The organism is Streptomyces sp. NPDC004327, from assembly GCF_042873935.1.
In the GTDB taxonomy this organism is placed as follows: Bacteria; Actinomycetota; Actinomycetes; order Streptomycetales; family Streptomycetaceae; genus Streptomyces.
In genome coordinates this window covers 432108-444761 of record NZ_JBIAME010000006.1, presented here as the reverse complement: position 1 = coordinate 444761, position 12654 = coordinate 432108, and the positions used below count along the sequence as shown (strand labels likewise).

Below are 12654 nucleotides of genomic sequence, written 5' to 3'. Positions count from 1 at the left end.
CCGTTGGACGACGTCCCGCACGACGAGCGGAGCGACCAGGATCTGCTGGCCGACCATGTGGCCGGCGATCCTGACGCCTTCGGCGAGCTCGTACGGCGTCACCGCGACCGGCTGTGGGCGGTGGCCCTGCGGACCCTGGGGGACCGCGAGGAGGCCGCTGACGCCGTCCAGGACGCCCTCGTGTCGGCATTCCGGGCCGCCCACACATTCCGGGGCCAGTCGGCCGTCACGACCTGGCTGCACCGCATCACGGTGAACGCCTGTCTCGACCGGGCCCGGAAGGCGGCCTCGCGCCGCACCTCGCCCATGGACGACACCGCACGGTTCGAGCAGCTCCTCGAACCGCACGAGTCGGCCGAGGCACCCGCCGAGCGTCAGGATCTGCACCGCCAGCTCCTGGCCGCACTCGCCACGCTGCCGGCGGAGCAGCGGGCGGCGCTCGTCCTCGTCGACATGCAGGGATACCCGGTGGCCGAGGCCGCTCGTATCCTCGATGTTCCCACCGGGACCGTGAAGAGCCGCTGTGCGCGGGGGCGGGCGAAGCTGCTGCCGATGCTCACTCATCTGCGCGGGGACACGGTGGGTAACGAAGGCCCCGACGGGGGAAGGAACCGGACGCCGGGGGCATCCGTCCCACCGGTGCCGGGACCGACGGATACCGGACCGAGCAATCCAGCTGCTGTGAAGGGCGGAGGTGGGCGCGCGTGACTTCCACGGCCGACACGACTCAGCACCCGGACGTCTCGGAGATCTCCGATCTCACCGAGGGCCTGCTCTCCCCCACGCGCGGCGCGGCCGTGCGGCAGCACGTCGATGCCTGTTCCCTCTGCGCGGACGTACGGACCTCCCTGGAGGAGATCCGGGGGCTCCTGGGCACGCTTCCCGGCCCGCCCCGGATGCCCGCCGAGATCGCCGGGCGGATCGATGCCGCCCTCGCCGCCGAAGCGCTGCTGAACGCGACCGCGCCGGACTCCGACGCGCATGTTTCACGTGAAACAACGCACACCCGCCCCGAGTCGTCCGTCCCGGCCGACCGACCCGCGGCCCCGGCCACGAACCGGCCCGCGGACCGTCCCGCCGGACGCCCCTCCGCCGCCACCGGCCCCGGCCGGCCCCGCCGCTCCCGGCGCCGGGTCGCCGCGCTGGGCGCGGCCTTCGGCGCAGCCGCCCTGGGTCTGGGCCTGTTCTTCACCCAGTCGGGTGTGCTCGGCGACGGCACTGCGGCCGGCGACAAGAAGGCCGATGCCGTCGTCGCCGCGAGCGCGGCCTCGTTCGACGGCCGGCCCGTCGAGTCCACCGTGCAGAACCTGCTGCACCGCAGCAGCCTCAAGACCACCCAGAACCGCAGCAGCGCTCCCGAATCGCTCTCGGCCGAGAGCGGCGGCGACGGACAGGCCCGTACGACGAACGCCGCCCTCCCCGACTGCGTCAAGGCCGGCACCGGCCGCACCGACCCGGTCATCGGCTTCCAGCAGGGCGACTACCAGGGGACGCCCGCCTATCTCGTCGTCCTCCCCGACACCGAGGACGGCGGCCGGGTGCAGGTGTTCGTGGTCGATTCCTCCTGCGCGTCCGGCGGCGGGAACGGCAAGGCCGAGGTGCTTCTGAACGAGTCCGTCCCCCGCTCCTGACCTGCGCCCCGTCTCGACGCCGGTCTCACCATCCGTCTCGCGCCGCGCCGGGTGGCCGTCTCGGGAATGCTCGCCCCTTAGGATCCGTTGGGTGGGGTGAGAGTCACCGAGCCGCCCCGTAGGCAGTAGGCAGTCTGCAGAGACGAGGAAGAAACCCGTGAGCGACGTCCGTAACGTGATCATCATCGGCTCCGGTCCCGCGGGTTACACCGCGGCGCTGTACACCGCCCGTGCGTCGCTGAAGCCTCTCGTTTTCGAGGGTGCCGTCACCGCCGGTGGCGCCCTGATGAACACGACCGAGGTGGAGAACTTCCCCGGCTTCCGTGAGGGCATCATGGGCCCGGACCTCATGGACAACATGCGCGCCCAGGCGGAGCGCTTCGGCGCCGAGCTCATCCCGGACGACATCGTCGCCGTGGACCTCACCGGTGACATCAAGACCGTCACGGACACGGCCGGCACCGTCCACCGCGCCAAGGCCGTCATCGTCACGACCGGCTCCCAGCACCGCAAGCTCGGCCTGCCGAACGAGGACGCCCTCTCCGGCCGCGGTGTCTCCTGGTGCGCCACCTGCGACGGCTTCTTCTTCAAGGACCAGGACATCGCCGTGGTCGGCGGCGGCGACACCGCGATGGAGGAGGCCACCTTCCTCTCGCGCTTCGCCAAGTCGGTCACGATCGTCCACCGCCGTGACACCCTGCGCGCCTCCAAGGCGATGCAGGAGCGTGCCTTCGCCGACCCGAAGATCAAGTTCGCCTGGGACAGCGAGGTCGCCGAGATCCACGGCGACCCGAAGCTCTCCGGTCTGACCCTGCGCAACACCAAGACGGGCGAGACCAGCGAGCTGCCGGTCACCGGTCTCTTCATCGCCGTGGGCCACGACCCGCGCACCGAGCTCTTCAAGGGCCAGCTGGAGCTGGACGAGGAGGGCTACCTGAAGGTCGACGCCCCGTCCACCCGCACCAACCTCACGGGTGTCTTCGGCGCCGGCGACGTCGTCGACCACACCTACCGCCAGGCGATCACCGCCGCCGGCACCGGCTGCTCCGCCGCGCTCGACGCGGAGCGCTTCCTGGCCGCCCTCTCCGACAGCGAGAAGCTGGCCGAGACCCCCGCGGTCTGACCCCTCCGCCTTCCTCACCCCACACCCCGCCAACCAAAGGAGGACGCCGTGGCCGGCGCCACCGTTATCGCCACCGACGCTGACTTCGACGAGAAGGTCCTCAAGAGCGACAAGCCCGTCGTGGTGGACTTCTGGGCCGAGTGGTGCGGCCCGTGCCGCCAGATCGCCCCGTCGCTCGAGGCCATCGCCTCGGAGCACCCCGAGATCACCATCGTGAAGCTCAACATCGACGAGAACCCGACCACGGCTGCCAAGTACGGCATCATGTCGATCCCGACGATGAACGTCTACCAGGGCGGCGAGGTCGTGAAGACCATCGTCGGCGCCAAGCCGAAGGCCGCGCTCCTGCGTGACCTGGACGGCTTCATCGACGCGAAGTAACGCTCTCGCTGTTTCACGTGAAACAGCAGCGGCCCGCCCCCTTCCCGAGGGGGCGGGCCGCTGTCGTCTGTCCGGCGGCCTCCGTCAGAGCGGCCGCAGCACCGGCTCCTTCTGCACGGCCCCGAGAAGCCGGTCCAATGCCATCTCGACGTCCTCCTTCCAGGAGAGCGTCGTCCTCAGCTCCAGCCTCAGCCGCGGAAAGCTCGGGTGCTGCCGCACCGTTTTGAAGCCCACGGCGAGCAGATGGTCGGCCGGGAGCACACAGGCCGGCTCCTTCCAGCGGGCGTCGCCGAACGCCTCGATCGCCTTGAAGCCGCGCCGCAGCAGGTCCTTCGCCACCGTCTGCACCATCACCCGCCCGAGCCCCTGCCCCTGATAGCCCGGCATGATCCAGGCCGTCATCAGCTGCACCGCGTCCGCGGCGACCGGACTCGTGGGGAAGGCGGTGGAACGAGGCACATAGGCCGGAGGCGCGTAGAGCACGAAGCCGACGGGCACGTCGTCGACATAGACCACCCGGCCACAGGAGCCCCACTCCAGAAGCACGGCGGAGATCCAGGACTCCTTCTCCAGCTCCGGGCGGCCGGCCTTGACGGCGGCCTCCCCGCTCACCGGATCGAGCTCCCAGAACACACAGGAGCGACACCGCTTGGGGAGATCCGGAAGGTTGTCCAGCGTGAGCGGTACGAGCCGACGCCCCACGGCTGCTCCTCGCTTCTCTCGGCCTTCGCTGTACGCATATGCCTTTTCAGAATCGTAACGAGGGGCCGAGAAGGGCGATACCGCGGAGAGGCAAAGGGCGGAGCGCGTTCCGATGAGTGCCGGAACACGCCCCGCCCGGGACGAAAACGAGGGCTCAGCCCGCCGATTGACTAGTCGTCCTGCTCGTCCTTGCCCTGGTCGAGAACCCGCCCCTCACCCGGGGCCAGCGTCGAGAGGATCCGCTCCAGATCCTCCATCGAGGCGAACTCGACGACGATCTTGCCCTTCTTCTGGCCCAGGTCGACCTTCACCCGGGTCTCGAAGCGGTCGGAGAGCCGAGTGGCGAGCTCGCTCAGAGCCGGGGAGACCCGGGCGCCGGCCCGCGGCCCCTTGGGCTTCACCGACGAGGAGGGCTCCGAGCCCATCAGCGTGACGATCTCCTCCACCGCCCGCACCGAAAGCCCCTCGGCGACGATCCGGTAGGCGAGCTTGTCCTGGGCCTCCGGGTCCTCCACGGAGAGCAGGGCACGGGCGTGACCCGCCGAGAGGACGCCCGCGGCGACCCGGCGCTGCACGGGCGGGGAGAGGCGCAGCAGACGCAGCGTGTTGGAGACCTGCGGACGCGAGCGCCCGATGCGGTCGGCCAGCTGGTCATGGGTGCAGTTGAAGTCCTTGAGGAGCTGGTCGTAGGCGGCGGCCTCTTCCAGCGGGTTCAGCTGGGCCCGGTGCAGGTTCTCCAGGAGGGCGTCGAGGAGCAGCTTCTCGTCCTCGGTGGCCCGCACGATCGCCGGGATCCGCTCCAGGCCGGCCTCACGGCAGGCCCGCCAGCGGCGCTCGCCCATGATGAGCTCGTAGCGCTCGGGACCGATCTGGCGGACGACGACGGGCTGAAGCAGACCGACCTCCTTGATGGAGGTGATCAGCTCGGCCAGGGCGTCCTCGTCGAAGACCTCGCGCGGCTGACGTGGGTTCGGCGTGATGGAGTCCAGCGGCAGCTCGGCGAAGTGCGCCCCGGCGGGGGCCTCCGGCTCGGGCTCGGCCACCGGCACCACGGAGTCCGGGGACTGAGGGCTCGCGGGAAGCGTCGCCAGCTTCGCGGCGGCCACACCCCGCTCCGAGCCGAGCGCCGGAAGGGCACCGGTGGTGGCCGTGACGGTGGTGGTGCCCCCGCCGGCCGCGGGGAGCTGTCGTTCCTGGGGAGCAGCCGGGATCAGCGCACCGAGCCCACGCCCCAATCCCCTACGTCGCTCGCTCACTGGATCCCCTCCGACATTCGCTGGTTGTTCTGGTGGCCCGGGTGCGGGTGTCCGCCATGGGCCTGACTGGCGTCGTAGGCGAGATCGACGCCACGCAGCGCGATCTCACGCGCCGCTTCGAGATACGACAGGGCACCGCTGGAGCCCGGGTCATAGGTGAGCACGGTCTGCCCGTAGCTCGGCGCCTCCGAGATGCGCACAGACCTCGGGATGCTGGTCCGCAGCACCTCCTCGCCGAAGTGCGTGCGCACCTCGTCGGCGACCTGCGAGGCGAGCCTCGTCCGGCCGTCGTACATGGTGAGGAGGATCGTCGACACATGCAGCGCGGGGTTGAGGTGCCCGCGCACCAGATCGACGTTCCGCAGCAGCTGACCGAGGCCCTCCAGCGCGTAGTACTCGCACTGGATGGGGATCAGCACCTCTGCTCCGGCCACCATCGCGTTGACCGTCAGCAGGCCGAGCGAGGGCGGGCAGTCGATGAGGATGTAGTCCAGCGGCTGCTCGTACGCCTGGATCGCCCGCTGCAGCCGGCTCTCGCGAGCCACCAGCGACACCAGCTCGATCTCCGCACCGGCGAGGTCGATGGTGGCGGGCGCGCAGAAGAGTCCTTCGACGTCCCTGACGGGCTGAACGACCTCGGAGAGCGGCCTGCTCTCCACGAGGACGTCGTAGATCGACGGGACCTCGGCGTGGTGGTCGATGCCGAGCGCGGTGGAGGCATTGCCCTGTGGGTCGAGATCGATGACCAGGACCCGGGCGCCGTGCAGCGCGAGAGAGGCGGCCAGATTGACGGTCGTGGTGGTCTTGCCCACGCCGCCCTTCTGGTTGGCGACCACCATCACGCGGGTCTGGGCAGGCCGGGGAAGTCCTTCTCCGGCACGGCCCAGGGCCTCCACGGCCAGTTGGGCCGCACGGCCGATGGGGGTGTCGTCCATCGGAGGCGGTGTTTCACGTGAAACATCCGCCCCTACCGATTCGGTTCGGGGACCGGGGACCGGTTCGGTCATCGGTCCCGCGATGTTGGCGTCGGACCGCAAGGACTCACTCTCCTCGGCTTCAGACTCGCGATGGAGAGAGCCTGCCATGCCTTCGGGGTCCTGAACCAGCGAGGCCCGTGGTTCTGTGGATGAATCCACCTCTGTGGACAACCCCCTCACCCTCACGGAGGGTTTCGCCGGAGGTTGACGGTCCCGGGGCGTGGCAGCCGCGCGGCCACGGCTGATGATGCCCTGCAGCAGTGAACGACGTTTCACGTGAAACACGATGCACGCGCCGCAGGGCCGGGACCGCCCGACACTCCGAAATCAGCCCGTATCGCAGCAGCCCGACAGATCGGCGGGGCCGGATCGACGTGGCCAGATCGACGGGGGCCCGATCAGCAGTGCTGGATCAGCGGCAACGGATCAGGGCAACGGATCAGCGGCTGCGGCGACGGGGCCGGCTGGTCCGGGCCGCCTTGGCCCGCTTGGCGGCGAAGCGCACACCGCCGGGGCTCTCGCCGACCTCGACCCGGACCACCGTGGTCAGCGGGTCGACGATCCCCTCGCCCGCGTGCAGCACGGACGCCTCCACGACACCGAGCTTGGCGAGCGCGGCGCGGGCGCCGGAGATCTCCTCCTCGGCGGTGTCGCCCTTGAGGGCCAGCATCTCGCCGTAGGGACGGAGCAGCGGCACGCCCCAGCCGGCGAGCCGGTCGAGCGGTGCCACCGCCCGGGCGGTCACGACGTGCACGGACTGGAGCTTGCCCAGCATCTCCTCGGCGCGGCCGCGGACGACGGTCACGTGGTCGAGGCCGAGCAGCTCGACGGCCTCCTGGAGGAAGGTCGTCCGGCGGAGCAGCGGTTCGAGCAGGGTGATCTTCAGGTCCCGGCGGACCAGGGCCAGCGGGATGCCCGGCAGGCCGGCACCGGAGCCGACGTCGCAGACCGTGACGCCCTCGGGGACGACCTCGGACAGCACGGCGCAGTTCAGCAGGTGGCGCTCCCACAGACGGGGGACCTCACGCGGGCCGATGAGGCCGCGCTTGACCCCGGCGTCCGCCAGGAGCTCGGCGTACCGGACCGCCTCCGGGAAGTACTCGCCGAAGACTGTCCGCGCCTGCTCCGGCGCCTGGGGAAGCTCCGTTGCCTCCGTCACGGGGAACCGTCCTTCCGTACCGCGCGCGTACCGTCCGAGCGCAACTGGGTGCTGACTATCAGGCTGACAAAACGCGGCCCCGTCTGCGAACAGACGGGGCCGACTTCAGATGAGGGTTCAGGCAGGGAGCACGACGACGAAGCGCTGCGGCTCCTCGCCCTCGGACTCGCTGCGCAGACCGGCGGCGGCGACCGCGTCGTGCACGACCTTGCGCTCGAACGGCGTCATCGGGTCCAGCTTGACCGGCGCGCCGGTGGCCTTGACCTCGTCGGCGGCCTTGGCACCCAGCTGGGCGAGCTCCTCGCGCTTCTTGGCACGGAAGCCCGCGATGTCCAGCATCAGCCGGCTGCGGTCGCCGGTCTCCCGGTGCACGGCGAGCCGGGTCAGCTCCTGCAGGGCCTCCAGCACCTCTCCGTCACGGCCGACGAGCTTCTGCAGGTCGCGGCCGCCGGAGTCGCTGATGATCGAGACCGAGGCCCGGTCCGCCTCGACGTCCATGTCGATGTCGCCGTCGAGATCGGCGATGTCGAGCAGGCCCTCGAGGTAGTCGGCCGCGATCTCACCCTCCTGCTCCAGGCGGGTCAGGGTGTCGCCACCCTCGGCGGCGGAGGTGGTGCCTTCCGTCACGGATGGACTCCTTCTAGCTTCGTCGAGGCTTACTTCTTGGAGGAGGGGTGCTTGGGCCGCTGCTGGCCCTTGCGCTGGCCGGAGTTGGCGCGGCTCGGCCGGGCCGGCTTGTCGCCCGCGGCCGCACCGCCGGCCTTGGTGCCCTTGGCCGAAGACTGCGGCTTCTTCTCCAGCGAGGGAGCGGCCTTGTCCTCGGTCCCGGCGTCGGAAGCCTGCTCGTCCGAAGCCTGCTCGTCCGAGGACTTCGACTCCGCCTGCTGGCCGCCCGCGGCCTGGCGCTGGGCCTTGGTCTGGCGCTTGGGCTGCTGGCGCCGGGTGGCGGCACCGCCCTCCGCCTCGACGGAGACGCTGTCGCTCTTGATCACGGTGCCGTCGGCCTGGGCGGCGAAGCCGGCCTTGGCCAGGCCCGCGAAGAAGCGGCGCTCGTTGTCGTTGCGGTCGGCACCCTTGGCGACGATGGCCTTGACGATGTTCTTGCGGCGGCGGCCGCGGACCTCACCGTGCTGACCGACGTTCTTGAGCAGGCGCTGCAGGTAGGCGTCCTGGGCCTTGCTGCCCGGGGTCGGGTTCTGGTTGATCACGTACATCTGCTGGCCCATGGTCCACACGTTGGTGGTCAGCCAGTAGACGAGGACACCGACGGGGAAGTTGATGCCCATGCCCGCGAAGATCAGCGGGAAGATGTACATCAGCATCTTCTGCTGCTGCATGTACGGGGTCTTCACCGACAGGTCGACGTTCTTCATCATCAGCTGGCGCTGCGTGTAGAACTGCGAGGCCGACATCATCACGATCATGATCGCGGTGACGACGCGCACATCGGTCAGCGAGGCACCGAGGGAAGCGACCTTCTCGGCGCTGTCCGTGAACTTCGCGGCCAGCGGGGCGCCGAAGATGTGGGCCTTACGGGCGCTGGCCAGCAGGTCCTCGTTGATGACGCCGATCGTCTGACCGTTGGCGATGCTGGAGAGCACGCGGTACAGGGCGAAGAAGAACGGCGACTGGGCCAGGATGGGAAGGCACGAGGAGAGCGGGTTGGTACCCGTCTCCTTGTACAGCTTCATCATCTCTTCGGACTGACGCTGCTTGTCGCTCTTGTAGCGCTCCTGGATCGCCTTCATCTTCGGCTGGAGCGCCTGCATGTTCCGCGTCGACTTGATCTGCTTCACGAAGAGCGGGATCAGGCAGATGCGGATCAGCACCACCAGGGACACGATGGACAGACCCCAGGCCCAGCCCGTGTCGGGGCCGAAGATCGCCCCGTACATCGAGTGGAACTGGACGATCACCCAGGAGACGGGTGTGGTGATGAAGCTGAACAGACTGGCAATCGTGTCCACTAATCAGGCTCCTTGAGCATTGGGCGAGGTCTCTGCGGCAGGGCTTGTCTCGCCGGAGAACCCGCCCTTGTCGCCACGAAGGGCGGCGCGCAGCATCTCGTGCCAGCGCGGCCGCTTGCGCGGGGGGACATGGTCCACGCCGCCGGGCGACCACGGGTTGCACCGCAGGATGCGCCAGGCGGTCAGGGCTGTGCCCTTGATCGCGCCATGCCGGTCGATGGCCGTGAATCCGTAGCGGGAACACGACGGGTAGTACCGGCAGACGGGGCCCAGAAGCGGGCTGATCGTCCACTGGTACAGCTTGATGAGAGCCAGCAGCGGGTACTTCATCGCGTGCCCCCTCCCAGCAACCGCTGGAGAGCGGCATCCAGGTCTCGGGCCAGCTGTGCGTGGTCGGCGTCGCCGGCTCCGGGCAACGCCCGTACGACCACCAGGCTACCGGGGGGCAGCTGGGTGATGCGGTCGCGCACGAGATGGCGAAGACGGCGCTTCACCTGGTTGCGGACGACCGCTCCGCCAACGGCCTTGCTCACGACGAAACCCGCACGCGTCGGGGGAGCGCTCTCCCCAGGCGCGTGCGGGTCCGTTGCACCGCTGTTGCGTAGATGGACGACGAGGAGCGGGCGGCCGGCCCGGCGTCCTCGGCGTACCGCGGTCGCGAAGTCCTCGCGCCGCCTCAGCCGATTCTCGGTAGGCAGCACGTCATGACCTGTTTAGACAGATCAGGCGGACAGGCTCGCGCGACCCTTGGCGCGGCGGTTCGCCAGGATGGCGCGGCCGGCACGGGTACGCATGCGCAGGCGGAAACCGTGGGTCTTCGCGCGACGACGGTTGTTCGGCTGGAAGGTGCGCTTGCTCACTCGGGGGCTCCAGAAATGAATCGTTGGTGGCGGGACATCGCCTGGCTGTCACCGTGCGCCCACGATTAGCTCGCATACGCTCGAGTGCACCGCTTCGCGATCACATAGAGTGATCTTCGCCCATCGGTAGGCAGGCGGCAGCAGCCATCGACAACTCGACCTGGTTACGGTACGCGCGGCTACGCCATCCGGTCAAACCGGCTGGTCGTGGGGGCATCCTTGTACACAGGCTGTGGACAACAACTTGAACCACGTCAGCCGCCCCGACTACCGTGGCTGAACTCCACAATCTTTTCCGATCTGTCCTTACCTGTCCTTACGGACTCCGACCGACCGTCCCCGAGAACCACACCTTCGTGGGACCTGCGAGGAAGCGTGCCCCGTGGCTGACGTACCTGCCGATCTTGCCGCAGTGTGGCCGCGTGTCCTCGAACAGCTCCTCGGCGAAGGCCAACAGGGCATCGAGTCCAAGGACAAGCAGTGGATCGAGCGCTGCCAGCCGCTCGCGCTGGTGGCCGACACCGCACTGCTCGCCGTGCCCAACGAGTACGGCAAGCAGGTCCTCGAAGGCCGGCTCGCCCCGCTGATCAGCGACGCGCTCAGCCGCGCCTGCGGCCGGCCGATCCGGATCGCGATCACCGTCGACGACTCCGTCGGCGAGCCGACGCCGCCCGCGCCGCCGGCCCAGCCCATGCGGCCGGCCCCGCAGCCGTACGGCCAGCGCGAGACGTACGACACGTACGAGAAGTACGACGACTACGGGCGGCCGATGCCGGAGGACGGGCTGCCGACGGCCCGCCCCGCCTACCCCGAGTACCAGCAGCAGCGCCCCGACCCGGGCGTCTGGCCGCGCGCCCAGGAGGACGTCACCTGGCAGCAGCAGCGGCTCGGCGGCTTCCAGGAGCGCGATCCGTACGCGACGCCCCGCCCGCAGCAGCCCCAGCCGCCGCGGTACGACGAGCGCTCCGCCTACGAGCAGCCGCAGCGCCCCGAGCGGGCGGAGCTGCCGGAGCCCGAGGGCCGTGGCGCGGGCCACGGGCCACGTCCCGGCGTCCCCGGCGGCGGCGTCTCCGGCTCGTCCGGCCAGGGCGGCGGCACCGGCGCGCCCGGTGAGCAGCACGCCCGCCTGAACCCCAAGTACCTCTTCGACACCTTCGTCATCGGTTCCTCGAACCGCTTCGCGCACGCGGCGGCGGTCGCCGTCGCCGAGGCGCCGGCGAAGGCGTACAACCCCCTCTTCATCTACGGCGAGTCGGGGCTCGGCAAGACCCATCTGCTGCACGCGATCGGTCATTACGCGCGGAGCCTCTACCCCGGCACCCGGGTGCGGTACGTGAGCTCGGAGGAGTTCACCAACGAGTTCATCAACTCGATCCGCGACGGCAAGGGCGACGCGTTCCGCAAGCGCTACCGGGACGTGGACATCCTGCTGGTCGACGACATCCAGTTCCTCGCGAGCAAGGAGTCGACGCAGGAGGAGTTCTTCCACACCTTCAACACGCTCCACAACGCCAACAAGCAGATCGTGCTCTCCTCGGACCGGCCGCCCAAGCAGCTGGTGACCCTGGAGGACCGGCTCCGCAACCGCTTCGAGTGGGGCCTGACCACGGACGTGCAGCCGCCGGAGCTGGAGACGCGCATCGCGATCCTGCGCAAGAAGGCCGTGCAGGAGCAGCTCAACGCCCCGCCGGAGGTACTGGAGTTCATCGCCTCCCGGATCTCGCGGAACATCCGTGAACTGGAGGGCGCGCTGATCCGGGTGACAGCGTTCGCGAGCCTCAACCGGCAGCCGGTGGACCTCGGACTCACCGAGATCGTCCTCAAGGACCTGATCCCGGGCGGCGAGGACACGGCGCCGGAGATCACCGCCGGCGCCATCATGGCGGCGACGGCCGACTACTTCGGCCTGACGGTGGAGGACCTGTGCGGCTCCTCGCGCAGCCGGGTCCTGGTCACCGCCCGTCAGATCGCCATGTACCTGTGCCGGGAGCTCACCGACCTGTCGCTGCCGAAGATCGGCGCGCAGTTCGGCGGCCGCGACCACACCACGGTCATGCACGCGGACCGCAAGATCCGCGCGCTGATGGCCGAGCGGCGCTCCATCTACAACCAGGTCACCGAGCTGACCAACCGCATCAAGAACGGCTGACGACGCCCCCTCGCAGGGCGGGCACGAAGGGCGCTCCGGACACCTCCGGGGCGCCCTTCGGCATTCCCGGACGCCTCATGCCGCCCCTCGCGACAGCCTCCGACGGCCCTCCGTGACCCCCTCCCGGCATCCCCAGAGGCGCTCGCAACGCCCCTGCGAACCCGTCCCGACGCCCTTCCGGACAGCTCCCGGCGCCCCTCAGAGGCCCTCCCGGCACCCCTCCGGCCCTCTTCCGCCACCGCTCCGGCCGCTCTCGGCGCCAGCCCGCTGTTCGATTACTCCGTTCCGGTGGCGGGTTCTCCACAGATTGGGGGATGATCTCCCGTCCACAGGGTGGGGACTTCCGAGTTATCCGGATTGCATCCACAGGCAGCCCTGGTGACAGAGCATCACCCCAGCTCAGAGCCTTGTGGAATTGTTGGCAACCGATCTCCACAGCCTGTGGATGA

14 protein-coding genes are annotated in these 12654 nt (G+C 69.7%); 5 read left to right on the top strand and 9 right to left on the bottom strand.

The window, feature by feature from the left end; genetic code table 11:
* The first annotated feature begins 3 nt into the window (after positions 1 to 3).
* From sigM to trxA, 4 genes are all read left to right on the top strand, one after another.
* The gene (sigM, locus tag ACFYU9_RS22785) at positions 4 to 708 is read left to right on the top strand and encodes an RNA polymerase sigma factor SigM (RefSeq protein WP_389210754.1); all 705 of its coding nucleotides are present in this window, start codon (positions 4 to 6) and stop codon (positions 706 to 708) included.
* Entirely contained in the window at positions 705 to 1631 is a 927-nt protein-coding gene (locus tag ACFYU9_RS22780) for a hypothetical protein (protein WP_389345820.1), read from the top strand. The genes sigM and ACFYU9_RS22780 overlap by 4 nt, the downstream gene beginning before the upstream one ends.
* 157 nt (positions 1632 to 1788) lie before the next feature.
* Positions 1789 to 2754, top strand: a complete 966-nt coding sequence (gene trxB / locus ACFYU9_RS22775; protein ID WP_389210757.1) for a thioredoxin-disulfide reductase — start codon at positions 1789 to 1791, stop codon at positions 2752 to 2754.
* A 48-nt stretch (positions 2755 to 2802) separates the two neighbouring features.
* A complete protein-coding gene (gene trxA, locus ACFYU9_RS22770) occupies positions 2803 to 3135 on the top strand; it encodes a thioredoxin (protein WP_389210759.1) in 333 nt (110 codons plus the stop codon).
* An 84-nt stretch (positions 3136 to 3219) separates the two neighbouring features.
* Here trxA and ACFYU9_RS22765 read toward each other — a convergent pair whose 3' ends face one another.
* From ACFYU9_RS22765 to rpmH, 9 genes are all read right to left on the bottom strand, one after another.
* The gene (locus ACFYU9_RS22765) at positions 3220 to 3837 is read right to left on the bottom strand and encodes a GNAT family N-acetyltransferase (protein WP_389210761.1); all 618 of its coding nucleotides are present in this window, start codon (positions 3835 to 3837) and stop codon (positions 3220 to 3222) included.
* A 170-nt stretch (positions 3838 to 4007) separates the two neighbouring features.
* A complete protein-coding gene (locus ACFYU9_RS22760; protein ID WP_389210762.1) occupies positions 4008 to 5093 on the bottom strand; it encodes a ParB/RepB/Spo0J family partition protein in 1086 nt (361 codons plus the stop codon).
* Entirely contained in the window at positions 5090 to 6178 is a 1089-nt protein-coding gene (locus ACFYU9_RS22755; RefSeq protein ID WP_389210764.1) for a ParA family protein, read from the bottom strand. The genes ACFYU9_RS22760 and ACFYU9_RS22755 overlap by 4 nt, the downstream gene beginning before the upstream one ends.
* 331 nt (positions 6179 to 6509) lie before the next feature.
* On the bottom strand, positions 6510 to 7229 hold the full coding sequence (rsmG, locus tag ACFYU9_RS22750) for a 16S rRNA (guanine(527)-N(7))-methyltransferase RsmG (protein ID WP_389345819.1): 720 nt from the start codon (positions 7227 to 7229) through the stop codon (positions 6510 to 6512).
* 117 nt (positions 7230 to 7346) lie between these two features.
* A complete protein-coding gene (locus tag ACFYU9_RS22745; protein ID WP_389210768.1) occupies positions 7347 to 7856 on the bottom strand; it encodes a protein jag in 510 nt (169 codons plus the stop codon).
* A 29-nt stretch (positions 7857 to 7885) separates the two neighbouring features.
* Positions 7886 to 9196, bottom strand: a complete 1311-nt coding sequence (gene yidC / locus ACFYU9_RS22740) for a membrane protein insertase YidC (RefSeq protein WP_389210770.1) — start codon at positions 9194 to 9196, stop codon at positions 7886 to 7888.
* A gap of 3 nt (positions 9197 to 9199) precedes the next feature.
* A complete protein-coding gene (gene yidD, locus ACFYU9_RS22735; RefSeq protein ID WP_389210772.1) occupies positions 9200 to 9526 on the bottom strand; it encodes a membrane protein insertion efficiency factor YidD in 327 nt (108 codons plus the stop codon).
* Positions 9523 to 9897, bottom strand: coding sequence for a ribonuclease P protein component (gene rnpA, locus ACFYU9_RS22730; protein WP_389210774.1), 375 nt, complete (start codon positions 9895 to 9897; stop codon positions 9523 to 9525). The genes yidD and rnpA overlap by 4 nt, the downstream gene beginning before the upstream one ends.
* A 21-nt stretch (positions 9898 to 9918) precedes the next feature.
* Positions 9919 to 10056, bottom strand: coding sequence for a 50S ribosomal protein L34 (gene rpmH / locus ACFYU9_RS22725; RefSeq protein WP_015659252.1), 138 nt, complete (start codon positions 10054 to 10056; stop codon positions 9919 to 9921).
* Positions 10057 to 10438: 382 nt separating this feature from the next.
* Between rpmH and dnaA the strand changes: the two genes are divergently transcribed.
* Positions 10439 to 12205 (top strand): chromosomal replication initiator protein DnaA, encoded by a 1767-nt coding sequence (gene dnaA, locus ACFYU9_RS22720; protein ID WP_389345818.1) that lies wholly within the window; start codon positions 10439 to 10441, stop codon positions 12203 to 12205.
* The last annotated feature ends 449 nt before the right edge of the window (positions 12206 to 12654 follow it).